The sequence below is a fragment of the Dickeya sp. ws52 genome (assembly GCF_007210685.1).
Lineage (GTDB): Bacteria > Pseudomonadota > Gammaproteobacteria > Enterobacterales > Enterobacteriaceae > Dickeya > Dickeya chrysanthemi.
The window spans coordinates 83417-108978 of the sequence record NZ_SZVX01000002.1; the positions used below are offsets into that span (position 1 = coordinate 83417).

A 25562-nucleotide genomic window follows, 5' to 3' on the forward strand; every position below is an offset into this window, starting at 1 on the left:
TTCTCTTTCGTGATTAATAAAACCAGACCGCGTTCGCCATACCGGACGACGGGACGCGGCTTAACATTTAAGAAGCTACTTTATCGTTTGGGTCGAGGGCTTCTGTCAACCGTTGTTGCAACTGGAGCCGTAATTCGGGGCTTAATGCCCGTCTTTCGCTATCTGCCAGTATAAACAGGTCTTCGACGCGTTCACCGATGGTGGAAATCCGGGCGCCGTGCAGCGATAAGTTGAGATCGGCAAAGACTTCACCTACTCGCGCCAGCAGGCCCGGCTGGTCGAGGGCAACCAACTCCATATAACTGCGCCGATCGTTATGGGTCGGCAGAAAACCCACCTCGGTCGGTACGCTAAAGTGGCGCAGGCGAGAAGACGGTCGCCTCACTCTTGGGTGCTGATAATCCCGCTGCGTCAATGCCTGTTCGATCGCATGACGGATCATGTCGTGTCGGTCCGGCGCCAGCGGGCTGCCGTCGGGTTCCAGCACGATAAAGGTATCCATCGCCATACCGTCGCGGCTGGTGAAGATCTGGGCGTCATGTACGCTCAGATTCCGCCTGTCCAGCTCGCCGGCGACGGCGGCGAACAGATAAGGACGATCCGGGCTCCAGATGAAAATTTCGGTGCCGCCTCGGCTGGCCTGATGGCTAATCAATACCATCGGCTTGCTGGCGTCATGCTCCAGTAAATGGCGGGCGTGCCAGGCCAACTGATTAGGGGAGTGGCGCAGGAAATAATCGGCGCGACAGCGGCTCCAAATGTGGTAAAGCGCTTCCTCATCGATGTTGTCCATGCGCAGCAACGCCAGTGCCTGCAGGCGATGATGGCGCACCCGTTCACGCAGGTCCGGCGAGTTCTGCATACCGCGACGCAACTGTTTTTCGGTGGCGAAATACAGCTCGCGCAATAGGCTTTGTTTCCAACTGTTCCACAGCGTTTCATTGGTGGCGCAAATGTCCGCCACGGTCAGGTTCAGCAGGTAGCGCAGCCGGGTTTCGCTTTGCACTTGTTCGGCAAATTGCTGAATGACCGCCGGGTCCTGAATATCACGGCGCTGCGCGGTGACCGACATCAGCAGGTGGCAGCGTACCAGCCAGGCCACCAGTTGTGCTTCCCGCGAGTTCAAACCATGTTGGGCCGCGAACTCCAGCGCGTCTTTTGCTCCCAGCTCCGAGTGATCGCCGCCGCGGCCTTTGGCTATGTCGTGGAACAGTGCCGCCAGCAGCAGCAATTCCGGCTGCGGCAAGCGTGGATACAGCTCCACACACAGCGGGTGCGAAGCGCGCGTGGCTTCTTCGGTGAAACTCTCCAGTTTCAGCAGCACCCGGATGGTATGTTCGTCGACGGTGTAGGCGTGGAACAAGTCAAACTGCATTTGCCCGACGATGTTGCCCCACAGCGGCATATAAGCCCAGAGCACGCTGTGAGTGTGCATCGGCAGCAGAGCACGGCTGACGGCGCGCGGATGGCGCAGAATGTTCATAAACAGGCTGCGGGCTTCCGGTATGGTACATAACGGCTGGCGCAGATGGCGACGTGCGTGGCGCAGGTGGCGCAGCGTCGTCGAGTAAATACCGGTAATTTCCTGATTGCGCACCATCAGGTAGAACATGCGGATGATGGCTTCGGGTTTGTGTTCGAACAGGGTTTCGTCGCGCAGGTCGATAAGCTGGCCGCGTAGCTGGAAATCCTCATCCAGCGGACGCGGTTTATCGCTGCTATCCAGCGCCAGAATCGCTTCGTCAAACAGTTGCAGCAACATTTGATTGAGTTCGCCTACGCGACGCGTCATGCGGTAGAAATCTTTCATCATTCGTTCTACCGGCGCGTTGCCTTCGCCCTGATATTGCAGCAGTTGCGCCACATTGAGTTGCCTGTCGAACAGCAAACGGTTGTCGTAACGCGGCAAAATTAAGTGCAGGGCGAAGCGAATGCGCCATAGAAAGCTCTGACACTCGTTCAGTTCATTGCGCTCGGCTTGCGTTAGAAAACCGAATCCGACCATTTCGTTCAGCGACGTTGCGCCAAAGTGGCGCCGGGCAACCCACAGCAACGTATGAATATCCCGTAACCCGCCGGGGCTGCTCTTGATGTCCGGTTCAAGGTTGTAACTGGTGCTGTGGTAACGTTGGTGGCGTTCCCGCTGTTCGGCGATTTTGGCGGGGAAGAACGTTTCCGACGGCCAGAACGCATCGCTGAAAATATGTTTTTGCAACAAGAGGAATAACGCTACGTCCCCGCAAATCATACGGGACTCAATCAGGTTGGTCGCGACGGAAATGTCGGCCTGCCCTTCCTCCAGACATTCATCCAGCGTACGCACGCTGTGACCGACTTCCAGCCGTAAATCCCAGAGCAGGGTGATAAACGTACCGATCGTTTGTGACTGCGCATCCGTCAACTGATGTTGGCTTAGCACCAGCAAGTCGATGTCCGACAGCGGATGTAATTCCCCGCGCCCATAACCGCCCACGGCGACCAGCGCGGTTTGCGGCATACTTTCGAAGCCGTAGAATCGCCATAACCGCTGCATTAGATGATCGATATACAGCGTCCGGGCCTCGATGAGCGTTTCTGCGCTGACGCCGGCCTTGAATTCCTCCGCCAGCCAACGCTGGAATTGTTCCAGGTGGGTTTTCAGCGTCTGGCATTTCAGCATGTCGTCCGTGAAGGTGAGAGGGGAAGTCGGTGCCGGGTGGACCGTGGTGGTGGAACCGGTGATATCGTGCGGGAAGTTTCTGTCAATCATTGCGCCACCATAAACATAAAAAAGCCGGCGTTAGCCGGCTTATGCTCAATTATTCCTGATGCGTGATGATGTTGGGGATGGTGTCATCCTTACGCAACGTCATTATTTCGCAGCCGTTTTCAGTCACCACAATAGTATGCTCGTATTGCGCCGACAAGCTGCGATCCTTGGTTTTTACCGTCCAGCCGTCTTTCATGGTGCGGATGCGGTAATCGCCGGCGTTAACCATCGGTTCCACGGTAAACGCCATGCCCGGTTGCAACACCACGCCGCCGTCGTCGGCGTCGTAATGCAGTACTTGCGGCTCCTCATGAAAACCGCGGCCGATGCCGTGGCCACAGTACTCGCGCACGACGGAGAAGTCCTGCGCTTCCACGTATTTCTGGATTTCGCGGCCCAGTGTGCGTAACCGGATGCCCGGTTTGATCATCCGCAGCGCCAGATACAGGCTTTCCTGGGTCACTTTGCACAGGCGTTCTCCCAGAATCGTCGGTTTGCCGACGATGAACATTTTGGAGGTGTCGCCGTGAAAGTCGTCTTTAATTACCGTAACGTCGATGTTGACGATATCGCCGTCTTTGAGAATTTTGTCATCGCTCGGAATGCCATGACATATCACTTCGTTAACGGAGATGCAGACGGATTTCGGGAAGCCGTGGTAGCCGAGGCTGGCGGAAATCGCGTTTTGCTTATTGGTGATGTGGTCATGACAGAGGCGATCCAACTCGCCGGTACTCACGCCGGGCACCACGTACGGCTCGATGATTTCCAGCACTTCCGCCGCCAGACGGCCGGCCACACGCATTTTTTCGATATCTTCAGAGGTTTTTATTGAGATTGCCATTGAGTTCAGTCCGCAGGTATCGCCGTTTTCGACGAAAGAGGGTCAGTAAATAGTGATTTATGGTATCAGCCCAGCCAGACACTGCCAAATCATCATTCCGTCATGGGCGTGTCATCGGGGGATGTGGCGCGCGGTGCTAGAATGCAACAAAAGTTGGTGTCCGGGGGCGGTTTATGGTATAAAGCGCGCCGGTGTTCCGGCTGGAGTTTTCAGATGACTGAGTCCTGCCGGTTCAAACTGAACTCACTATGTGTATAACACACACGTGTCGGCACATTCGCCGGGGTGCCTGAGTGGTTTGCTCCATTCGGGTCGGCGCAATGGGACACGTGGAGGCATAACCCCATACTTAATCTACAGAGGTAATCATGGCAACTGTTTCCATGCGCGACATGCTCAAGGCGGGCGTACACTTTGGTCACCAGACTCGTTACTGGAACCCGAAAATGAAACCGTTCATCTTCGGTGCTCGTAACAAAGTTCACATCATCAACCTTGAGAAAACCGTACCGATGTTCAACGAAGCCCTGGCTGAGCTGAGCAAAATTTCTTCCCGTAAAGGCAAGATTCTGTTTGTCGGTACTAAACGCGCAGCAAGCGAAGCGGTAAAAGAAGCTGCCAACAACTGCGACCAGTTCTTTGTGAACCATCGCTGGTTGGGCGGTATGCTGACTAACTGGAAAACCGTTCGTCAGTCCATCAAGCGTTTGAAAGATCTGGAAACTCAGGCTCAGGACGGCACGTTCGACAAGCTGACCAAAAAAGAAGCCCTGCTGCGTACCCGTGAACTGGACAAGCTGGAAAACAGCCTGGGCGGTATCAAAGACATGGGTGGTCTGCCTGACGCGCTGTTCGTTATCGACGCCGATCACGAACACATTGCTATCAAAGAAGCAAACAACCTGGGTATTCCGGTATTTGCGATTGTTGATACCAACTCCGATCCGGATGGCGTTGATTACATCATCCCTGGTAACGACGACGCCATCCGTGCAGTAAGCCTGTACCTGAGCGCTGTTGCCGCTGCTGTCCGTGAAGGCCGTTCTCAGGATCTGGCCGAGCAGGCAGAAGAGAGCTTCGTCGAAGCTGAATAATAAGGCCAGCTCTGTTGAGCCCTTATTAACCAGGTATTGACATATGTTGGTTAGGGGGCCTTGTCAGGCCCCCTTTTTACTTATCTCTTACTTATCTCCGCCACGAGATAACCGAGGAAAAGATAATGGCTGAAATTACCGCTGCCCTGGTAAAAGAACTGCGCGAACGTACCGGCGCAGGCATGATGGAATGTAAAAAAGCTCTGGTTGAAGCTAACGGCGACATCGAGCTGGCAATCGACAACATGCGTAAGTCTGGCCAGGCTAAAGCTGCTAAAAAAGCAGGCCGCGTTGCCGCTGAAGGTGTGATCCTGACCAAGATTGCCGCTGACGGCAAATACGGCATCATCGTTGAACTGAACTGTGAAACCGACTTCGTAGCAAAAGATGCCGGCTTCAAAGCGTTTGGCGAAGAAGTTGCTGCCGCAGCACTGAACGAACGCATCACCGATGTTGAAGTTCTGAAAGCGAAATTCGAAGAACAGCGTACCGCGCTGGTTGCGAAAATCGGTGAAAACATCAACATCCGTCGTATCGCTGTTCAGACTGGCGACGCGCTGGGTTTCTACATGCACGGCGCACGTATCGGCGTTATGGTTGCTGCAACCGGCGCTGACGAAGAGCTGATCAAGCACATCGCCATGCATATCGCCGCCAGCAAACCGGAGTACGTCAATGCTGACGACGTTCCGGCCGACGTGGTTGCTCGTGAGCATCAGATTCAGCTGGATATCGCCATGCAATCTGGTAAGCCGCGCGAAATCGCTGAGAAAATGGTTGAAGGCCGTATGCGTAAGTTCACCGGCGAGATCTCTCTGACCGGCCAGAACTTCGTTATGGACCCGAACAAAACCGTTGGTCAACTGCTGAAAGAGCACAATGCTTCCGTCAGCAGCTTCATCCGCTACGAAGTGGGTGAGGGTATCGAAAAAGCTGAAGTTGACTTTGCTGCCGAAGTCGCAGCAATGAGCAAACAGTCTTAATGAAAAAGGAGCCGCCAGTTGGCGGTTCCTTTTTATCCAGCCAAGCTATTCGCGATACCTGTAATTCGTGATACAAGCAAATTTCATGGCATCTGGTGCCTTCCTCTTTGATGCGCCGGGTGTGGCAGTAATAACCCCCAGTACGATGACAGCCTGTTAGGACAAGAACACCATGGCAACCAACGCAAAACCCGTATATCAACGTATCCTGCTTAAGCTGAGTGGCGAAGCGCTGCAGGGAGCTGAAGGTTTCGGTATCGATGCGAGCATCCTCGATCGCATGGCCCAGGAAGTAAAAGAGCTGGTTGAATTGGGCATTCAGGTCGGTGTGGTGATCGGCGGCGGTAATCTGTTCCGCGGCGCGGGCTTGGCCAAAGCAGGTATGAACCGTGTGGTGGGTGATCATATGGGTATGCTGGCGACCGTGATGAACGGCCTGGCAATGCGCGATTCGCTGCATCGTGCTTATGTTAACGCCCGTCTGATGTCGGCGATTCCGCTTAATGGCGTGTGTGATAACTACAACTGGGCTGAAGCCATCAGTCTGTTGCGTAACAATCGTGTGGTGATTTTCTCTGCCGGAACCGGCAACCCTTTCTTTACCACCGATTCGGCCGCCTGTCTGCGCGGGATTGAAATCGAAGCGGATGTCGTGTTGAAAGCCACCAAGGTTGATGGCGTATTCTCGGCCGACCCGGTCAAGGATCCTAACGCGACGCTCTACGAATCACTGAGTTATCAGGAAGTCCTGGAGCGCGAACTCAAAGTCATGGATCTGGCCGCCTTTACGCTTGCTCGCGACCATAACCTGCCGATCCGTGTGTTCAATATGAACAAGCCGGGCGCGCTGCGTCGTGTAGTCATGGGCGAAAAAGAAGGGACGTTGATCAGTAATAACGGCTGATGTCTAATTTAAGGTAATATCTTGTTTTGGTGATACAAGATTGCGCCATATATTGCCAGCCTGCAGCTGGTAATCAACGATTCGCTGGGTCATGCAAGCTGTGCGTGGCCTGACTGGCAACCAGTTTTCAAGGGTTCACAACGTGATTAATGAAATCAGAAAAGATGCCGAAACGCGCATGGATAAATGCGTAGAAGCTTTCAAGAACCAGATCAGCAAAGTGCGTACCGGCCGTGCGTCCCCCAGCCTTCTGGACGGTATTCATGTGGAATACTACGGTAGCTCAACCCCATTACGCCAGTTAGCCAATATCGTGGTGGAAGACTCACGTACGCTGGCCGTCACCGTATTTGACCGCACGTTGGGCCCGGCGGTGGAAAAAGCCATTATGGCATCCGATCTGGGGCTGAACCCGATGTCTGCGGGTACGGTCATCCGTGTTCCGCTGCCGCCGTTGACGGAAGAACGCCGTAAAGACCTGATCAAAGTTGTACGCGGTGAAGCCGAGCAAGGACGAGTGTCGGTACGTAATGTTCGTCGCGATGCTAACGATAAGCTGAAAGCGCAGCTTAAAGATAAAACCATCAGTGAAGATGAAGAACGTCGTGCTCAGGATGATATCCAGAAACTGACCGACGGTTTTATCAAGAAGATTGATGCCGCTCTGGCGGAGAAAGAAAAAGAACTGATGGATTTCTGATTCGGCAGTTCGGCATAGCGCCGCTGGCAGGTGTGCAGGGTCAGCCCCGCCCCTTCCGCGGCGTTTTGCTTTTTCAGCTTTTGATGCGGGATGTTTTGCGTAACGCCACGCATTTTCATACCAGCCTCATCGACAGGCCGGCGATGACGTTACAGACTGGCACCACGCCTGTAATCAACCCCTAGCTTTATCAGGTCATATTCATGAAGCAACTGACAATCCTCGGTTCCACCGGTTCTATTGGCGTCAGTTCCCTGGCCGTGGTCAGGGCCAACCCAGACAAGTTTTCGATTATGGCGTTGGTCGCCGGACGCAATGTTTCTCTGATGGCGGAGCAATGCCTGGAGTTCTGCCCCGCTTATGCCTCTATGGCGGATGAGGACGCCGCGCGTGAACTGCGCCTCAGCTTACGGGATGCTGGCAGCAAGACGGTAGTGCTATCGGGCGAGCAGGCTGCCTGTGAGCTGGCGGCGCTGGATGAGGTCGATCAGGTGATGGCGGCGATTGTCGGTGCAGCCGGACTGTTGCCGGCATTAGCGGCGATCCGCGCCGGCAAGCAGGTTCTGCTGGCGAATAAAGAATCGCTGGTGACCTGTGGTCGTCTGTTCATGGACGAGGTAGCGAAAAACGGGGCGCAATTGTTGCCGGTTGATAGCGAACACAGTGCCATTTTTCAGAGTTTACCTGAGCCAATCCAGCGGCAACTGGGATATGCTTCCCTAACGCAATACGGGGTTGAGCGGGTGGTGCTGACCGGTTCGGGAGGCCCATTCCGTGAGATTCCGTTTGCCGCATTGGAGAGCGTCACTCCTGAGCAGGCGTGCGCCCATCCCAACTGGTCTATGGGGCGAAAGATTTCGGTGGATTCCGCCACCATGATGAATAAGGGACTGGAATATATTGAGGCGCGTTGGCTGTTTAACGCCTCTGAATCACAGATGGAAGTGGTTATCCATCCCCAATCCGTTATCCATTCTATGGTGCGTTATCGGGATGGCAGTGTATTGGCGCAGTTGGGAACGCCAGATATGCGAACCCCTATAGCCTATGCGATGGCTTATCCTGACCGTGTTTTTTCCGGTGCGCCTGCGCTTGATTTCTGCCAGTTGGGGGCGTTGACCTTTTCTGCACCGGATTTCCAGCGTTACCCTTGTCTGCGTCTGGCTATTGATGCATGTAATCAAGGGCAAGCCGCCACTACGGCGCTCAATGCGGCAAATGAAATTGCGGTTGCGGCATTCCTTCAATCCGGTATTCGTTTTACCGATATCGCCGCAGTCAATCAGTGCGTGATGGAACAACTGACACTACCTGAACCGCAAAGTGTTGATGATGTATTGTCTATCGATACCTGGGCAAGACAAGCCGCAGAAAATGTGTTGCGGCGTTATCAGTGACCCTAAGCTGGTGTGTTTGTTCACATGCGCCTGAAATGGTATAGTCAGCGCCGCTTGATGCAGGTGGTTATTAATAAACGCCACGGTGATGAAAGCTGTGTGTTCACAGCTTTTTTTATGCTGTCAGGTTTGGCTGCGACTGGAATAATCATTTTCTTGCTCGAGGAAATCAATACACGCTATGCCCTCCGAAAATCAACACGGTAGTCAGAAGTTGTTACCTAACGGTCCGCGCCATGTAGCAATAATCATGGATGGCAATGGACGTTGGGCTAAACAGAGGGGAAAGCTGCGGATCTTCGGTCACCAGGCTGGAGTGAAGTCAGTACGCCGAGCGATCAGTTATGCGGTTGGACAGAACCTTGAAGCCTTGACGTTATACGCGTTTAGTAGCGAAAACTGGAACCGTCCTGCGCAGGAAGTCTCCGCGCTGATGGAGCTGTTTGTGCGCGTATTGAATAGCGAAGTCAAAAACCTGCACAAGCACAATGTCCGTTTGCGTGTGATCGGTGATATTAGTCGATTCAGTAGCCGATTACAGGGGCTTATCCAGCGTTCTGAAGCGATGACGGAAAATAATACCGGCCTGACTCTGAATATTGCTGCGAATTATGGCGGGCGTTGGGATATTATCCACGGGGTCAGAAAAATTGCCGAGCAGGTCCAGGAAGGGTTGCTGCGTCCTGATACTATTGACGAGTCGACGTTGAATCGTTACATGTGCTTAAACGATCTGGCTCCGGTTGATCTACTAATAAGAACCAGCGGAGAACATCGCATCAGCAATTTCCTGTTATGGCAGATTGCGTATGCAGAACTCTATTTTACCGATGTTCTCTGGCCGGATTTTGACGAACAAACCTTTGAAGGTGCCATTCATGCCTTTGCTCAACGTGAGCGTCGCTTTGGGGGAACCACGCCTGACGATGCGAATGCATCGTAGGGGGTATTTTTGCTGAAGTATCGCCTGATTACTGCGCTGATTCTTATTCCTTTAGTTATTGCGGCGCTTTTTTTCCTGCCGCCGTTGGTTTTTTCTCTGGTGACGCTGGCTGTTTGTATGCTGGCCGCCTGGGAGTGGGGTCAACTGGCTGGTTTGGTTTCTTACACTCAGCGAATCTGGCTTGCCATCGCCTGCGGTTTTCTGCTGGCGGCGATGATGCTGACCTTGCCTGATTATCACTATTCCGTTGCGTTTGTGCCGGTTTGCCTGTCTCTATGGATCTCCCTGGTCTGGTGGGGGATAGCACTGCTGATGGTGCTGTTTTATCCGTCTTCTGCTGCATTGTGGCGTCATTCTCGTCTGCTGCGTCTGTGTTTTGGTGTGCTGACTATCGTGCCTTTTTTCTGGGGTATGCTGGCGCTGCGGCAATTCGAGTATGAATCCAATCCTTTTAGCGGAGCCTGGTGGTTACTCTATGTGATGGTGCTGGTGTGGGGCGCCGATAGCGGTGCCTATATGTTTGGTAAACTGTTTGGCCGACATAAACTGGCGCCCAAAGTCTCGCCGGGAAAAACCTGGGAAGGATTCATCGGCGGCCTGGCAACATCAGCGATGATTGCGCTACTGTTTAGCCACTATGCGCCATTGTCTGTTTCGACCTTTACCCTGCTGGTGTGCTCTATTGTAGCAACGCTGGCTTCGGTATTGGGCGACCTGACGGAAAGCATGTTCAAGCGTGAAGCCGGTATCAAGGACAGTAGTCACCTGATTCCGGGTCACGGTGGGGTACTGGATCGTATTGACAGTCTGACCGCAGCCATACCGGTATTTTCCTGCCTGATGCTGCTGCTGTTCAAGGCTGTTTAGGAATACAGGTAGAGTCGGTTTATGCTGAATATTCTCTGGAGCCTGGCTGCATTCGTCGTTGCGCTCGGTGTGTTGATCACTGTGCATGAGTTTGGGCATTTCTGGGTCGCCCGCCGTTGCGGCGTTCGTGTTGAACGGTTCTCCATCGGCTTCGGCAAGGCGTTATGGCGCCGCCGCGATCGACAGGGGACAGAATATGTGATCGCACTGATTCCGCTCGGCGGTTACGTGAAAATGCTTGACGGCCGGGTCGATGAGGTGCCTGCCGGGCTCAGGCATCAGGCATTCAACCACAAAATGATCTGGCAGCGAGCGGCGATTGTCAGCGCCGGGCCGATTGCCAACTTCGTATTTGCCGTCATGGCTTATTGGCTGGTGTTCATCATTGGCGTTCCGGGTATCCGCCCGGTAGTCGGCGAGGTTTTACCCGGCTCGATTGCGGCAACGGCCCAAATTTCGCCGGGAACGGAACTAAAGTCGATTGACGGTATCGAAACGCCTGACTGGGATAGCGCGCGTCTGGCCTTGATTGGCAGGATTGGCGAGCCTGACGTGGTGATTGAAACTGCGCCGTTAGGTACCGCTAATACAGAGAGCAAACGGCTTGAGTTGCAAGACTGGCATTTCGACCCGGAAAGGCAGGATCCGGCGGTATCGCTGGGGATTGTGCCTAAAGGGCCGCAGGTTGAAGCGGTGCTGACGCAGGTTCAGCCTCGTTCCGCGGCTGAAAAAGCGGGTTTGCAAGTCGGGGACAGGATCGTTAAAGTCGGTGGTCAACTGCTGGCGCGCTGGCAGCAGTTTGTCATTGTCGTGCGTGATAACCCAGGTAAACCGGTTGCGCTGGAGGTGGAAAGAGGCGGAAATACCCTTTCTGTTACTCTAATTCCAGACAGTAAAACGGTGGCGAAAGGGCGTCTGGAAGGGTTTGCCGGCGTGGTGCCTAAAGTGACCCCTCTGCCTGATGAGTATAAAACCGTGCGCCAGTATGGGCCGTTCAGCGCCATCTATGAGGCCGGGAATAAAACCTGGCTGTTGATGAAGCTGACAGTCAGTATGCTGGGTAAGTTGATTACCGGCGACGTGAAACTGAATAACCTGAGCGGCCCGATTTCCATCGCGCAGGGAGCAGGCATGTCAGCAGATTACGGATTGGTGTATTACCTGATGTTTTTGGCGCTGATTAGCGTCAATCTGGGGATTATCAATCTGTTCCCTCTGCCGGTACTGGATGGTGGTCATCTGCTCTTCCTGGCTATCGAAAAGCTGAAGGGTGGACCGGTTTCCGAGCGTGTGCAGGACGTCAGTTATCGCATTGGCACGGTGTTGCTGGTGATGTTAATGGGTCTTGCACTTTTCAATGATTTCTCCCGCCTTTAGGCGTGGATTAGGTTAGGAAAAACGCATAACAACGATGGCGATGAAAAAGTTGCTCATAGCGTCGCTGCTGTTTAGCAGCGCCACCGTATACGGTGCAGACGGGTTCTTAGTGAAAGATATTCATTTCGAGGGCCTGCAACGGGTTGCCGTCGGTGCGGCATTGCTCAGCATGCCTGTTCGGGTAGGGGATACCGTCACTGACGAAGATATCGGTAACACCATTCGAGCTTTGTTTGCGACCGGGAACTTCGAAGATGTTCGTGTCCTGCGTGATGGGGATTCGCTGCTGATTCAGGTCAAGGAACGTCCGACCATCGCCAGCCTGACCTTCTCCGGCAACAAGGCGGTGAAGGAAGAGATGCTCAAGGAGAATCTGGAAGCATCGGGCGTACGCGTAGGTGAAGCGCTCGACCGAACCACCTTGTCCAACATCGAGAAGGGACTGGAAGATTTCTACTACAGCGTGGGTAAATACAGCGCAACGGTAAAGGCCGTCGTCACACCGCTTCCTCGCAATCGTGTTGATCTCAAATTGGTGTTTACCGAAGGGGTATCCGCCAAGATCCAGCAGATCAATATCGTCGGCAATAAGTCCTTCAGCTCTGATGAGTTGATTTCCCGCTTCCAGTTACGTGATGAAGTACCGTGGTGGAACGTGGTCGGGGATCGCAAATACGAGAAGCAGAAACTGTCCGGCGACCTGGAAACGCTACGCAGTTTTTATCTTGACCGCGGTTATGCTCGCTTCAACATTGACTCGACGCAGGTGAGCCTGACGCCCGACAAGAAAGGCATTTATATCACCATCAATATTTCCGAGGGTAACCAATACAAACTCTCTGGTGTGATGGTTCGCGGCAACCTGGTTGGACATGCCACTGAAATTGAAGATTTGACGCGTATCCAGCCGGGTGAGCTGTATAACGGCACGAAAGTGACCCGGATGGAAGAGGACATCAAAAAACTGCTGGGCCGCTATGGCTATGCCTATCCGCGCGTGGTGACTCAACCGGAAATCAACGATGCCGACAAGACGGTGCGGTTGAATATCAATGTGGATGCGGGGAACCGTTTTACGGTGCGTCGCGTCCGTTTTGAAGGTAACGATGTCTCCAAAGATTCCGTGCTGCGTCGCGAGATGCGCCAGATGGAAGGCGGCTGGCTCGGCAACGATTTGGTACAGCAGGGTAAAGAGCGTCTGAACCGTCTTGGTTATTTCGAAAGCGTGGATACCGAAACCCAGCGTGTGCCGGGTACGCCGGATCAGGTAGACGTGGTGTACAAGGTCAAGGAGCGTAATACCGGTAGCCTTAACTTTGGCGTCGGCTTCGGTACGGAAAGCGGCATCAGCTTCCAGGCGGGTGTTCAGCAGGACAACTGGCTGGGAACCGGTAACTCCGTCGGCATTAGCGGGACTCGCAACGACTACCAGACGTATATAGAATTGTCGATGACCGACCCGTACTTCACTGTGGATGGCGTGAGTCTCGGCGGCCGTATTTTCTATAATAACTTCAAAGCGTTGGATGCGGATCTTTCCGACTACACCAACCAAAGTTATGGTGCAGGTACAACGCTGGGCTTCCCAATCAACGAGAATAACTCGCTGCGCGTCGGTTTGGATTACGTGCACAACTCGTTGTCTGACATGAAGCCTCAGGTCGCCATGTGGCGCTACCTCAACAAAGCCGGTGTGGATCCTGATCCCAGTACGACGTCGAGCGCCAGTTTCGACGCCAACGATTTCTTCCTGACATCGGGCTGGACTTACAATAACCTTGACCGTGGTTACTTCCCGACAGCGGGCAATCGTGCCAACCTGAACGCTAAGGTAACGGTGCCGGGATCCGACAACGAATACTATAAGCTGACCTTTGATTCGGCGAGTTACTTCCCACTCAGCGAGAGCCACAACTGGGTACTGATGGCGAGAACCAAAGCGGGTTATGCCGATGGATTAAGTGGTAAAGAAGTGCCGTTCTACGACAACTTCTTCGGTGGCGGCTCCAGCTCGGTGCGCGGCTTCCGTTCTAATACCATTGGTCCGAAAGCGGCTTACTACACGAACTGCGCTAATCAAAGTGTGTCGTCGTGCAGCATTGATGGATCTAAAATGAGTGATGCGGTGGGAGGTAACGCTATGGCGACCGCCAGTGCGGAATTGATCGTGCCGACGCCGTTCATTAGTGATAAATATTCCAGCTCGGTACGTACTTCTTTCTTTGTTGATGCGGGTACCGTGTGGGATACGCACTGGGAAAATACCGCCCAGACGCTGGCGGCTGGCGTGCCGGATTACAGTACGCCCGGCAATATTCGTATGTCCTCAGGTCTTGCCGTGCAATGGATGTCGCCGCTGGGGCCGTTGGTGTTCTCGTACGCGCAGCCGTTTAAGAAATATGAAGGCGATCGCTCCGAGCAGTTCCAGTTTAACATTGGTAAGACCTGGTAATCGGGCCGCGTACGTTTGAATCGAATGGAAAATATACCGGCATTCGGTGGTAATTGAAGCGAACAGCTTGACTGCCGATGCCGTGATTACGATAAGCGCAATCAGCGCAGAAATACTTAGGGTAAGGAGTTTTAACGTGAAAAAGTGGTTGTATGCCGCAGGGTTGGGTTTAACGCTGGCTGTCTCTGCCGGTGCTCAGGCTGCTGACAAGATTGCTATCGTCAATGTTTCCAGCATCTTCCAACAGCTGCCGCAGCGTGAAGCCGTGGGCAAACAGCTGGAAAACGAGTTCAAAGGCCGTGCCACTGAACTGCAGTCTATGGAACGCGCCCTGCAGGAAAAAATGCAGAAGTTGCAGCGTGATGGTTCGACCATGAAAGCCAGCGAACGTTCCAAGATGGAAAGCGACGTGATGGCTCAGCGTGAGCAGTTCTCCAGCAAAGCGCAGGCGTTCGATCAGGACAATCGTCGTCGTCAGATGGAAGAGCGTAACAAAATCCTGAGCCGTATTCAGGATGCGGTAAAAGCCGTTGCGACCAAACAGGGTTATGACGTAGTTATCGACGCTAACGCCGTTGCCTATGCAGACAACGCGAAAGACATTACTGCCGATGTGCTGAAACAGGTTAAATAATTCATGTTTTCAATTCGACTGGACGCCTTGGCTCAACAGTTGGATGCACAATTACACGGTGATGGCGATATCGTCATCACCGCTGTTGCTTCTATGCATTCAGCGCAGGCTGGACAGATTACATTTTTATCCGATAGCCGCTATCGTGAACAACTGAGCAGCACTCAGGCCTCGGCAGTAGTACTGACGGAAGCTGATTTGCCGTTCTGTAATATTGCTGCGTTAGTGGTAAAGAATCCTTATTTGGCCTATGCGCGTATGGCGCAGTTGATGGATACAACGCCGGCGCCTGCACAGGGGATCGCACCTTCCGCGGTGATAGCTCCTGATGCGCGTTTAGGAGATGGGGTTTCGGTTGGAGCTAATGCGGTGATTGAATCCGGCGTTGAGCTGGGTGATGGCGCCGTGATTGGCGCTGGCTGCTTTATCGGCAAAAATGCCCGTATTGGTGCGGGAACCCGGTTATGGGCCAACGTCACCATTTACCATAACGTTGTATTGGGCGAAAAATGCCTGATTCAATCTGGTGCGATAATCGGTTCAGATGGATTCGGGTACGCCAACGATCGTGGCAATTGGATCAAGATTCCCCAGTTGGGGACGGTCATTATCGGCGATCGTGTCGAGATCGGCGCTAGTACCACCATTGATCGTGGGGCGCTGGATGACACCATTATTGGTAACGGGGTCATCATTGATAACCAATGTCAGATTGCACACAACGTTGTGATTGGGGACAATACCGCCGTGGCCGGTGGTGTCATCATGGCGGGCAGTCTGAAGATTGGCCGGTATTGCATGATTGGCGGTGCCAGCGTGATCAATGGTCACATGGAGATTTGCGACAAGGTAACAGTCACAGGGATGGGGATGGTCATGCGGCCGATCACCGAGCCGGGAGTTTATTCCTCCGGGATCCCGTTACAACCGAACAAAGTCTGGCGCAAAACAGCTGCGCTGGTGATGAATATTGATGAGATGAGTAAACGACTCAAAGCTGTCGAGCGTAAGCTCGAAGACCGCTAATCACCGGTATTCATAACCCTGAGTTTCGGGTGTAAGACTGACGCCGATGTGCGTAATTTTTATTTGCGGCCTGCATGTTGTTCCTCCCTCGTCGGGGAATGTGCAGGCCGTGTTGTTAATGCTATCGTTTTTATTGACAGGAAGAGTATTTTGAATACAGACACGCATACTCTGCATATCGAAGAGATTCTGGATCTACTACCGCACCGCTATCCGTTTTTGCTGGTGGATCGTGTACTGGATTTTGAGAAAGGAAAATTCCTGCGCGCGGTAAAAAATGTCTCTTTTAATGAGCCGTTCTTTCAGGGGCATTTCCCCGGCAAGCCGATTTTCCCGGGTGTATTGATTCTCGAAGCCATGGCGCAGGCCACGGGGATTCTGGCGTTTAAGAGCCTGGGTAAACTGGAACCGGGCGAGCTGTACTACTTCGCCGCTGTAGATGAAGCACGTTTCAAACGCCCAGTAGAACCAGGCGATCAGATGATTCTGGAAGTCGAGTTCATCAAGGAGCGCCGTGGCATTGCGCGTTTCAAAGGTGTTGCTAAGGTTGATGGCGAAGTCGCTTGTGAAGCGGAAATGATGTGCGCGCGTCGTCGGGAGGGCTGATTAGTGATTGATCAAACCGCCTTTATTCACCCCAGTTCGATTGTTGAAGACGGCGCTGTTATCGGTGCCGGTGTTCATATCGGGCCGTTTTGCCATATCGGCGCGCAGGTTGAGATTGGCGCAGGAACGGTGCTGAAGTCTCATGTCGTCGTGAATGGCATCACCAAGATTGGTCGTGACAATGAAATTTATCAGTTTGTAACGATTGGTGAAGTCAACCAGGACTTGAAATACGCTGGCGAACCGACCCGCGTTGAAGTGGGCGATCGCAACCGTATTCGTGAAAGCGTGACCATTCATCGTGGTACTGCTCAGGGCGGTGGGTTGACTAAAGTCGGTAACGATAATTTGCTGATGATCAATACCCATATCGCTCACGATTGTGTTATCGGTAATCGTTGCATTCTGGCGAACAATGCGACGCTGGGCGGCCATGTTTCCGTTGATGATTTCGCGATTATCGGCGGCATGACGGCAGTGCACCAATTCTGTGTCATTGGCGCTCATGTCATGGTGGGTGGTTGCTCCGGCGTCGCTCAGGATGTTCCGCCGTATCTCATCGCGCAGGGCAATCACGCTACGCCGTTCGGCATCAATATTGAAGGGCTTAAACGTCGTGGGTTTGAAAAGGACACGCTACATGCCATTCGTAACGCTTACAAACTGATCTATCGCAGTGGTAAGACGCTGGACGAAGTGAAAGCTGATCTCGAAGCGTTGGCGGCGGAGCATTCTGCGGTACAGGCTTACCTCGATTTCTTTACCCGCTCAACGCGCGGCATTATTCGCTAAGTCATGACGCAGCGTCCCCTGACTATCGGACTGGTCGCCGGAGAAACCTCCGGCGATATTCTTGGTGCCGGCTTGATCCGCGCACTGAAAGCTCACGTGCCTGATGCCCGCTTTGTTGGTGTGGCGGGTCCGCTTATGCAGGCTGAAGGTTGTGAAGCCTGGTATGAGATGGAAGAGCTGGCGGTGATGGGGGTGGTTGAAGTACTGGAACGCCTGCCCCGCTTGTTGAAAATCCGTCGTGACCTGACGCAGCGTTTCAGTGCATTGCAACCCGATGTGTTTGTCGGTATCGATGCTCCCGACTTTAACATTACGCTGGAAGGTCGTCTCAAGCGCAATGGCATCAAAACCATCCACTATGTCAGCCCGTCGGTATGGGCATGGCGGCAAAAGCGCGTCTTCAAGATAGGTAAATCCACACATCTGGTGCTGGCGTTTCTGCCGTTCGAAAAAGCCTTTTATGATCGCTTCAATGTGCCTTGTCATTTTATCGGCCATACCATGGCGGATGCGATGCCGCTGCATCCGGACAAAGCCGCTGCACGACGTACGTTAGGGTTGCCGGAAGACGCGCGTTGCCTGGCGATGTTGCCGGGGAGTCGCGGCGCCGAAGTAGAAATGTTGAGTGCGGATTTTCTGAAAACGGCGCAATTACTGCGGCAAACCTACCCTGAACTGGAAGTGATCGTGCCGCTGGTAAATCAGCGACGCCGTGAACAGTTCGAAAAAATTAAGGCTGAAGTCGCGCCGGACATGACAGTTCGGCTGCTGGACGGGCAGGCGCGTGATGCGATGATCGCCAGCGACGCTGCCTTGCTGGCATCCGGTACGGCGGCGCTGGAGTGTATGCTGGCGAAGTGTCCGATGGTAGTCGGTTACCGCATGAGGCCCTTTACCTATTGGCTGGCGAAACGACTGGTGAAAACGCCGTGGGTATCGTTGCCTAATTTACTGGCGGGGCGTGAACTGGTCAGCGAATTGTTGCAGGACGATTGCACGCCCGACAAACTATCGACGGCGTTATTACCTTGGCTGGCAGGCGGCGACGCGGCCCAGCAATTGCAGCAGACATTCTTACATTTGCATGAGCAGATTCGATGCGACGCCGATGAGCAGGCGGCGCAGGCGGTACTGGAGCTGTGCGGTTATGAGTGATGTTTTTGTTTATCCACCGGCACGTTGCATTGCCGGCGTGGATGAAGTGGGGCGCGGCCCGCTGGTTGGCGCGGTGGTGACGGCGGCGGTGATTTTGGACCCGAACCGGCCGATCGTCGGACTGGCGGATTCCAAAACGCTCAGCGAGAAACGCCGTCTGGCTTTATACGATGAGATTCGCGAAAAAGCGTTGTCCTGGAGCCTTGGCCGCGCCGAGCCGGAAGAGATCGACACGCTTAATATCCTGCACGCTACCATGCTGGCGATGCAGCGTGCGGTGGCTGCGTTGCCTGTTACGCCGGATTTTGTGCTGATCGACGGTAACCGTTGCCCAGCTTTGCCGATGCCGTCGCAGGCGGTGGTTAAAGGGGATAGTCGGGTAGCGGAAATCAGCGCGGCCTCGATTTTGGCCAAAGTGACGCGGGATCGCGAAATGGAAGTGCTGGACCGGCAATTTCCAGAGTATGGATTTGCGCAGCACAAAGGGTATCCTACGGCATATCACCTTGAAAAACTGGCGACGTTGGGCGCCACCCTTCACCACAGGCGCAGTTTTGCTCCGGTTAAACGGGCGCTGGGTCTGGCGTAACGCAAACGTCTGGAAACGCATAATGTGCCTGATGCTATCTATCAGGCGGGTTACTGAAAAGATTATGGGATCCGTAAATGGCCGAACCACGTTTTATTCACCTGCGTGTTCACAGTGACTATTCCATGATCGATGGGCTGGCAAAAATCGGCCCGTTGGTAAAAAAAGCCGCTGCTCTGGGGATGCCGGCGCTGGCGATCACCGATTTTACTAACCTGTGCGGGCTGGTGAAGTTCTATGGCGGTGCGCATAGCGCCGGTATTAAGCCGATCATCGGCGCTGATTTTTATCTGCAAAGCGAAGAGTTAGGCGACGAACTGGCGCATCTCACCGTTTTGGCGATGAATAACGAAGGTTATCAGAACCTGACGTTGCTGATTTCGCGGGCTTATCAACGCGGGTATGGCGCTGACGGCCCGACGATCGATCGCGCATGGCTGGTGGAGCATCAGGCTGGGTTGCTGTTGTTGTCCGGCGGGCGTCATGGTGATATCGGCAAGTTTTTATTGCGTGGTAATCAGGCATTGGTGGAACAGTGCGTCGCGTTTTACCAGCAACATTTTCCTCAGCGGTTTTATCTGGAGCTGACGCGCACCGGTCGACCGGACGAAGAAAGCTACCTACATGCCGCAGTGACGCTGGCTACCGCGCACGGCTTACCGGTCATCGCCACCAACGAAGTCTGTTTCATCAGTCAGGATGATTTTGACGCGCATGAAATTCGCGTAGCGATTCATGACGGCTTTACACTGGATGACCCTAAACGCCCCCGTAATTATAGTCCGCAGCAGTACATGCGCAGCGAAGATGAGATGTGTGAGCTGTTTGCCGACATCCCTGAAGCGCTGATCAACACGGTAGAGATCGCCAAACGCTGTAACGTGACTATCCGGCTCGGTGAGTATTTCCTGCCGCAATTTCCTACCGGCGACATGTCGACCGAAGACTATCTGGTCATGTGCGCTAAAAAAGGGTTGGAAGAGCGACTGGCGTTCTTGTTCCCGGATGAAGACGTACGTGCTCAGCGTCGCCCGGAATACGATGAACGTCTGGATATCGAACTCGGCGTCATCAACCAGATGGGCTTCCCCGGCTACTTCCTGATCGTAATGGAGTTTATCCAGTGGTCTAAAGACAACGACGTACCGGTAGGGCCGGGACGAGGCTCCGGCGCCGGTTCGCTGGTGGCCTACGCGCTGAAGATTACCGATCTGGACCCGCTGGAATTCGACCTGCTGTTCGAACGCTTCCTTAACCCGGAACGTGTGTCGATGCCTGACTTCGACGTCGATTTCTGCATGGAAAAACGTGATCTGGTGATCGAGCATGTGGCGGATATGTACGGCCGCGATGCGGTGTCGCAAATCATCACCTTCGGTACTATGGCGGCTAAAGCGGTTATTCGCGACGTGGGCCGGGTGTTGGGGCATCCGTATGGTTTTGTCGACAGGATTTCCAAACTGGTGCCGCCCGATCCGGGCATGACGCTGGAGAAAGCCTTTGCCGCTGAGCCGCAACTGGGCGAAATTTACGAAGCGGATGAAGAGGTTAAGGCGCTGATTGATATGGCGCGCAAGTTGGAGGGGGTAACCCGTAACGCCGGGAAACATGCCGGTGGGGTGGTGATTTCACCCACTAAAATCACCGATTTTGCGCCGCTGTATTGCGACCCGGAAGGGCATCACCCGGTCACCCAGTTCGACAAGAGCGACGTAGAATACGCCGGGCTGGTGAAATTCGACTTCCTCGGCTTACGTACGCTGACCATCATTAACTGGGCGCTGGAGATGATTAACGCCCGGCGCGAAAAACAGGGGCTGGAACCGGTAGATATCGCCGCCATCCCGCTGGATGACAAGAACAGTTTCGACATGCTGCAGCGGTCGGAAACCACGGCGGTGTTCCAGCTTGAATCGCGCGGCATGAAAGACCTTATCAAGCGCCTTAAGCCGGACTGTTTTGAAGATATGATCGCTCTGGTGGCCCTGTTCCGCCCGGGGCCGCTGCAATCAGGGATGGTGGATAACTTTATCGACCGTAAGCACGGACGTGAAGCGATTTCCTATCCGGATATCCAGTGGCAGCATGAGACGCTCAAGCCTGTGCTGGAGCCGACCTATGGTATTATTCTGTATCAGGAACAGGTGATGCAGATTGCCCAGGTACTGGCCGGGTACACCCTCGGCGGTGCGGATATGCTGCGCCGCGCGATGGGTAAGAAAAAACCTGAAGAAATGGCCAAACAGCGCTCGGTATTCAAAGAGGGCGCGGAGAGGATGGGGGTCGACGGCGAGCTGTCGATGAAAATCTTCGACTTGGTGGAGAAATTCGCCGGTTATGGCTTTAACAAGTCGCATTCGGCTGCTTATGCTTTGGTGTCGTATCAGACGTTATGGCTGAAAGCACACTACCCGGCGGAGTTTATGGCGGCGGTAATGACCGCCGATATGGACAACACCGACAAGATAGTCGGGCTGGTGGATGAATGCTGGCGTATGGGATTGAAGATCCTGCCGCCGGACATCAATAGCGGGCTCTACCATTTCCACGTCAACGATGACGGCGAAATTGTCTACGGCATCGGCGCCATCAAAGGCGTGGGTGAAGGGCCGATTGAAGCCATTATCGAAGCACGTAATAACGGCGGCTATTTCCGTGATTTGTTTGATCTGTGCGCCCGCACGGATATCAAGAAGCTGAACCGCCGGGTGCTGGAAAAACTGATCATGTCCGGTGCGTTTGACCGGCTTGGCCCGCATCGGGCGGCACTGATGAATTCGCTGGCAGATGCCATGAAATCAGCCGATCAGCACGCAAAGGCGGAGGCTATCGGTCAGGCGGATATGTTCGGCGTACTGGCGGAAACCCCCGAACAGGTAGAGCAGTCTTACAGTACGGTGCCGCCGTGGCCTGAGCAGGTGGTGCTGGATGGTGAAAGGGAAACGCTGGGGTTATACCTGACCGGCCATCCCATCAACCAATATCTGAAGGAAATCGAACGCTACGCCGGAGGCGTGCGGTTGAAAGATATGCATCCCACGGAGCGGGGAAAAATGACCACTGCCGTCGGGCTGGTGCTGGCCGCCCGGGTGATGGTGACCAAGCGGGGCAACCGTATTGGCGTCTGCACGCTGGATGATCGCTCCGGTCGTCTGGAGGTGATGTTGTTTACCGACGCGCTGGAAAAATATCAGCACCTGCTGGAGCAGGATCGCATTTTGATAGCCAGCGGACAGGTCAGCTTTGATGACTTCAGCGGTGGACTTAAAATGACGGTCAGAGAGTTAATGGATATCAGTGAAGCGCGGGAAAAATATGCGCGTGGGCTTGCTATCTCGCTGACTGACAGGCAAATTGATGACCAGCTGTTAAACCGTCTCCGTCAGTCGTTGGAACCCCATCGATCGGGGACGATTCCGGTGCATCTCTACTACCAGCGCCAGGATGCGCGTGCCCGGCTACGTTTTGGTGCAGCATGGCGCGTCACGCCCACCGATGTGTTGCTGAATGATTTACGTACCCTGGTTGGTAATGAACAGGTAGAACTGGAATTTGACTAAAATAGGAATACTATGAGTCTGAATTTTCTTGATTTTGAGCAGCCGATTGCAGAGTTGGAAGCGAAGATTGATTCCCTGACCGCAGTCAGCCGCCAAGATGAAAAATTGGATATTAACCTGGACGAGGAAGTTAAGCGTCTGCGTGAGAAAAGCGTAGAGTTGACGCGGAAAATCTTCGCCGATCTGGGTGCCTGGCAAGTAGCCCAACTGGCTCGCCATCCGCAACGTCCTTATACCCTGGACTACGTTCAGCATATTTTCTCCGACTTTGATGAGCTGGCGGGCGATCGCGCCTACGCCGACGACAAAGCGATCGTCGGCGGGATTGCTCGTCTCGACGGTCGGCCGGTGATGATCATCGGTCATCAGAAAGGTCGTGAAACCAAAGAAAAAATCCGTCGCAACTTCGGGATGCCGGCTCCGGAAGGTTATCGCAAAGCACTGCGTCTGATGGAGATGGCCGAGCGCTTCAAAATGCCGATCATCACCTTCATCGATACTCCAGGTGCCTATCCGGGCGTGGGGGCGGAAGAGCGCGGTCAGTCTGAGGCGATTGCCCGCAACCTGCGTGAAATGTCCGGCTTGCGTGTGCCGATCGTCTGTACCGTTATCGGGGAAGGCGGTTCCGGCGGCGCGTTGGCCATCGGTGTCGGCGATAAAGTCAACATGCTGCAATACAGTACCTATTCGGTGATTTCGCCGGAAGGGTGCGCTTCGATTCTGTGGAAGAGTGCCGATAAAGCGCCGTTGGCTGCGGAAGCCATGGGCATTACCGCTCCGCGTCTGAAAGAGCTGAAGCTGATTGATTCCGTGATCTCCGAGCCACTGGGTTCCGCTCACCGTGATATCGCAGCGATGTCGGCGTCCTTGAAGTCTCAATTGCTGTCTGACCTGAAAGAGCTGGATACACTGAGTGAACAGGAACTGCTGAACCGTCGTTATCAGCGTTTGATGAATTACGGCTACTGCTGATTTAGCACGCGTTACGCAAGAAAAGTCCGCGATTGGGAACGATCGTGGACTTTTTGTTATGCTGATAACGGTTTTATGCGATGCGTGATGTTCACGGCGATAATTACCTGACCCAAACCTTTCTCCCGACTCATGGCATCGCATCGACAGGCGTGGTGGTGCGCCTCTTCGGAGAATCAACCTTATGCTGACACTGCTGAATATCCACCATATCGCGATTATTGCCTCGGATTATGAGCGCAGTAAGCGTTTCTACTGCGATGTGCTCGGTTTTACGCTGCAACAAGAGGTTTACCGTGCCGCTCGTGATTCCTGGAAAGGGGATCTGGCGCTGAACGGTCATTACCTGATCGAACTGTTTTCATTTCCTGCACCACCCGCGCGCGTCAGCCGGCCGGAAGCTTGTGGGTTGCGTCATCTGGCGTTTGCGGTTGACGATATCGAACAGGCAGTGGCCGCGCTGAATGCGGCGGGCGTAAACTGTGAACCGGTACGCATAGATGAGTATACCGGGCGCCGGTTTACGTTTTTCGCTGATCCTGATGGATTACCGCTCGAATTGTATGAACGCTGAGACCGATATTACCTCCACACTGTTGACCACTGTTGGCGAACAGCTCGCTACCGGCGGGCATTATCTGGTGGCTTACAGCGGCGGTCTGGATTCCACCGTGCTACTGCATCTGATGACACGCCTGCGTTTGCCTCGTGCCCTGTCGTTACGAGCGGTATACGTGCATCACGGTTTGAGTGTGAATGCTGATACGTGGGCCGAGCATTGTCGTACCCAGTGTCTGAACTGGCTGGTGCCGTTTGATGTCGTGCCGGTGCAGGTCGATGCTCGTGACGGCGGTATTGAAGCGGCGGCCCGGGCGGCGCGTTATAAAGTGTTGCATCAACATGTGTGCGATGGAGAAGTGCTGCTGACGGCCCAGCATCAGGATGATCAGAGCGAAACTTTTCTGCTGGCGCTCAAGCGTGGCAGCGGCCCTGCCGGCCTGGCGTCGATGGCGACGGCCGCAACGTTGAACGGTATGGTGCTGCAACGCCCATTATTAAGCATCAGCCGTGAGCAACTGGAGATTTATGCCCGGTTGCATCAACTGAGTTGGGTAGAAGACGACAGTAATACTGATGAGCGTTATGACCGTAATTTTTTGCGTCGGCAAGTCTTGCCAGTGTTGAAGCAGCGTTGGCCTCATTTTCCATCCACCGTTGCACGCAGTGCGGAATTGTGTGCTGAGCAGGAACAGCTGTTGGATGAGCTGCTGGCGGAGTCGCTGGCGGCATTGCGCAATGCTGACGGCGCATTGAGTGTGGAGGCCCTGATGCCGATGAGCGCGACGCGGCGGTTTGCCTTGTTGCGTCGGTGGCTGGCAGAGCAGGGTGCTCGTATGCCGTCTCGTGAGCAACTGGTTCGATTATGGCAAGAGGTGGCGCTCAGTCGCGATGACGCCAACCCGCGGTTACAACTTGGTTCATGGCAGATCAGGCGATTTCGTCATTACCTTTATTTGCTCCCGACGATGCAGCCGGTAACCGACTACGTGTTGTCGTGGCAACCGACGGTAGCCCCTTTAGCTTTGCCGGATAACCTCGGGCAATTGCAGTTGTCGACGCAAGGAACCTGGGTTCGGCAACCACGTCATGATGAAACCGTGACGGTAGGGTTTGGTTTCCAGGGGCATGTGCAGATAGTTGGGCGCGCCCACGGACGGCCGATTAAAAAACTCTGGCAGGAGCTGAACGTGCCGCCGTGGCTGCGTGAGCGCACGCCGCTGGTATTTTACAACCGGCAATTGATTACCGCAGTGGGGCGATTCGTGACCCGAGAGGGAGCGGTAACGCAAGGCGTCGCCGGGTGGTTTATCGACTGGTGCAGGCCGGAGTAAAAACGGACAACCAGGGTTGTCCGTTA

General features: G+C 54.1%; 21 protein-coding genes. 19 read left to right on the forward strand and 2 right to left on the reverse strand.

Annotated features, from left to right (window positions below; all coding sequences use genetic code 11):
• Positions 1–67: 67 nt before the first annotated feature.
• Positions 68–2749 carry a bifunctional uridylyltransferase/uridylyl-removing protein GlnD gene (gene glnD / locus FDP13_RS02250; RefSeq protein ID WP_012770839.1) on the reverse strand — a complete coding sequence of 894 codons (2682 nt, stop codon included), beginning with the start codon at positions 2747–2749 and terminating at the stop codon, positions 68–70.
• Positions 2750–2798: 49 nt separating this feature from the next.
• Positions 2799–3593: a type I methionyl aminopeptidase gene (gene map, locus FDP13_RS02255; RefSeq protein ID WP_012770838.1), complete on the reverse strand. Its 795-nt coding sequence runs from the start codon at positions 3591–3593 to the stop codon at positions 2799–2801.
• Between the two features lie 368 nt (positions 3594–3961).
• Between map and rpsB the strand changes: the two genes are divergently transcribed.
• The 19 genes from rpsB (at position 3962) to tilS (ending at position 25536) form a co-directional block, all read left to right on the forward strand.
• Entirely contained in the window at positions 3962–4687 is a 726-nt protein-coding gene (rpsB, locus tag FDP13_RS02260; protein ID WP_012770837.1) for a 30S ribosomal protein S2, read from the forward strand.
• 125 nt (positions 4688–4812) lie between these two features.
• Positions 4813–5670, forward strand: coding sequence for a translation elongation factor Ts (gene tsf / locus FDP13_RS02265; RefSeq protein ID WP_012770836.1), 858 nt, complete (start codon positions 4813–4815; stop codon positions 5668–5670).
• A gap of 172 nt (positions 5671–5842) precedes the next feature.
• Entirely contained in the window at positions 5843–6574 is a 732-nt protein-coding gene (gene pyrH, locus FDP13_RS02270; protein WP_012770835.1) for a UMP kinase, read from the forward strand.
• A 142-nt stretch (positions 6575–6716) separates the two neighbouring features.
• Positions 6717–7274 (forward strand): ribosome recycling factor, encoded by a 558-nt coding sequence (frr, locus tag FDP13_RS02275; protein WP_012770834.1) that lies wholly within the window; start codon positions 6717–6719, stop codon positions 7272–7274.
• Positions 7275–7477: 203 nt separating this feature from the next.
• Positions 7478–8671, forward strand: a complete 1194-nt coding sequence (ispC, locus tag FDP13_RS02280) for a 1-deoxy-D-xylulose-5-phosphate reductoisomerase (protein WP_012770833.1) — start codon at positions 7478–7480, stop codon at positions 8669–8671.
• A 181-nt stretch (positions 8672–8852) separates the two neighbouring features.
• Positions 8853–9614, forward strand: a complete 762-nt coding sequence (gene ispU, locus FDP13_RS02285) for a (2E,6E)-farnesyl-diphosphate-specific ditrans,polycis-undecaprenyl-diphosphate synthase (protein WP_012770832.1) — start codon at positions 8853–8855, stop codon at positions 9612–9614.
• Positions 9615–9623: 9 nt separating this feature from the next.
• Entirely contained in the window at positions 9624–10481 is an 858-nt protein-coding gene (gene cdsA, locus FDP13_RS02290; RefSeq protein WP_012770831.1) for a phosphatidate cytidylyltransferase, read from the forward strand.
• 21 nt (positions 10482–10502) lie between these two features.
• On the forward strand, positions 10503–11858 hold the full coding sequence (gene rseP / locus FDP13_RS02295; RefSeq protein ID WP_143838459.1) for a sigma E protease regulator RseP: 1356 nt from the start codon (positions 10503–10505) through the stop codon (positions 11856–11858).
• Between the two features lie 34 nt (positions 11859–11892).
• On the forward strand, positions 11893–14310 hold the full coding sequence (gene bamA, locus FDP13_RS02300) for an outer membrane protein assembly factor BamA (protein WP_027712889.1): 2418 nt from the start codon (positions 11893–11895) through the stop codon (positions 14308–14310).
• A 136-nt stretch (positions 14311–14446) separates the two neighbouring features.
• Positions 14447–14944: a molecular chaperone Skp gene (gene skp, locus FDP13_RS02305; RefSeq protein ID WP_012770828.1), complete on the forward strand. Its 498-nt coding sequence runs from the start codon at positions 14447–14449 to the stop codon at positions 14942–14944.
• A 3-nt stretch (positions 14945–14947) separates the two neighbouring features.
• On the forward strand, positions 14948–15970 hold the full coding sequence (gene lpxD / locus FDP13_RS02310) for a UDP-3-O-(3-hydroxymyristoyl)glucosamine N-acyltransferase (RefSeq protein WP_027712888.1): 1023 nt from the start codon (positions 14948–14950) through the stop codon (positions 15968–15970).
• Between the two features lie 150 nt (positions 15971–16120).
• Entirely contained in the window at positions 16121–16576 is a 456-nt protein-coding gene (fabZ, locus tag FDP13_RS02315) for a 3-hydroxyacyl-ACP dehydratase FabZ (protein WP_012770826.1), read from the forward strand.
• A 3-nt stretch (positions 16577–16579) separates the two neighbouring features.
• Positions 16580–17368, forward strand: coding sequence for an acyl-ACP--UDP-N-acetylglucosamine O-acyltransferase (gene lpxA / locus FDP13_RS02320; protein ID WP_012770825.1), 789 nt, complete (start codon positions 16580–16582; stop codon positions 17366–17368).
• 3 nt (positions 17369–17371) lie between these two features.
• Positions 17372–18523 (forward strand): lipid-A-disaccharide synthase, encoded by a 1152-nt coding sequence (lpxB, locus tag FDP13_RS02325; RefSeq protein ID WP_143838461.1) that lies wholly within the window; start codon positions 17372–17374, stop codon positions 18521–18523.
• Complete coding sequence (gene rnhB / locus FDP13_RS02330; RefSeq protein WP_143838463.1) at positions 18516–19112, forward strand: ribonuclease HII; 597 nt, start codon at positions 18516–18518, stop codon at positions 19110–19112. The genes lpxB and rnhB overlap by 8 nt, the downstream gene beginning before the upstream one ends.
• 77 nt (positions 19113–19189) lie before the next feature.
• On the forward strand, positions 19190–22672 hold the full coding sequence (gene dnaE / locus FDP13_RS02335) for a DNA polymerase III subunit alpha (RefSeq protein ID WP_143838465.1): 3483 nt from the start codon (positions 19190–19192) through the stop codon (positions 22670–22672).
• A gap of 12 nt (positions 22673–22684) precedes the next feature.
• Positions 22685–23644: an acetyl-CoA carboxylase carboxyl transferase subunit alpha gene (gene accA / locus FDP13_RS02340; RefSeq protein ID WP_143838467.1), complete on the forward strand. Its 960-nt coding sequence runs from the start codon at positions 22685–22687 to the stop codon at positions 23642–23644.
• A 184-nt stretch (positions 23645–23828) separates the two neighbouring features.
• Positions 23829–24218 carry a VOC family protein gene (locus tag FDP13_RS02345; RefSeq protein WP_012770820.1) on the forward strand — a complete coding sequence of 130 codons (390 nt, stop codon included), beginning with the start codon at positions 23829–23831 and terminating at the stop codon, positions 24216–24218.
• Positions 24208–25536 carry a tRNA lysidine(34) synthetase TilS gene (gene tilS / locus FDP13_RS02350; RefSeq protein WP_143838469.1) on the forward strand — a complete coding sequence of 443 codons (1329 nt, stop codon included), beginning with the start codon at positions 24208–24210 and terminating at the stop codon, positions 25534–25536. Before FDP13_RS02345 ends, tilS begins: the two co-directional genes overlap by 11 nt.
• The last annotated feature ends 26 nt before the right edge of the window (positions 25537–25562 follow it).

Bases quoted from the DNA above. Each gene is read 5' to 3' on its own strand.
- bamA (WP_027712889.1), top strand. From the start codon at position 11,893: ATGGCGATGAAAAAGTTGCTCATAGCGTCGCTGCTGTTTAGCAGCGCC.
- lpxD (WP_027712888.1), top strand. From the start codon at position 14,948: ATGTTTTCAATTCGACTGGACGCCTTGGCTCAACAGTTGGATGCACAA.
- rpsB (WP_012770837.1), top strand. From the start codon at position 3,962: ATGGCAACTGTTTCCATGCGCGACATGCTCAAGGCGGGCGTACACTTT.
- lpxB (WP_143838461.1), top strand. From the start codon at position 17,372: ATGACGCAGCGTCCCCTGACTATCGGACTGGTCGCCGGAGAAACCTCC.
- ispC (WP_012770833.1), top strand. From the start codon at position 7,478: ATGAAGCAACTGACAATCCTCGGTTCCACCGGTTCTATTGGCGTCAGT.
- tsf (WP_012770836.1), top strand. From the start codon at position 4,813: ATGGCTGAAATTACCGCTGCCCTGGTAAAAGAACTGCGCGAACGTACC.
- dnaE (WP_143838465.1), top strand. From the start codon at position 19,190: ATGGCCGAACCACGTTTTATTCACCTGCGTGTTCACAGTGACTATTCC.
- FDP13_RS02345 (WP_012770820.1), top strand. From the start codon at position 23,829: ATGCTGACACTGCTGAATATCCACCATATCGCGATTATTGCCTCGGAT.
- ispU (WP_012770832.1), top strand. From the start codon at position 8,853: ATGCCCTCCGAAAATCAACACGGTAGTCAGAAGTTGTTACCTAACGGT.
- glnD (WP_012770839.1), bottom strand. From the start codon at position 2,749: ATGATTGACAGAAACTTCCCGCACGATATCACCGGTTCCACCACCACG.
- rseP (WP_143838459.1), top strand. From the start codon at position 10,503: ATGCTGAATATTCTCTGGAGCCTGGCTGCATTCGTCGTTGCGCTCGGT.
- pyrH (WP_012770835.1), top strand. From the start codon at position 5,843: ATGGCAACCAACGCAAAACCCGTATATCAACGTATCCTGCTTAAGCTG.
- rnhB (WP_143838463.1), top strand. From the start codon at position 18,516: ATGAGTGATGTTTTTGTTTATCCACCGGCACGTTGCATTGCCGGCGTG.
- accA (WP_143838467.1), top strand. From the start codon at position 22,685: ATGAGTCTGAATTTTCTTGATTTTGAGCAGCCGATTGCAGAGTTGGAA.
- map (WP_012770838.1), bottom strand. From the start codon at position 3,593: ATGGCAATCTCAATAAAAACCTCTGAAGATATCGAAAAAATGCGTGTG.
- tilS (WP_143838469.1), top strand. From the start codon at position 24,208: ATGAACGCTGAGACCGATATTACCTCCACACTGTTGACCACTGTTGGC.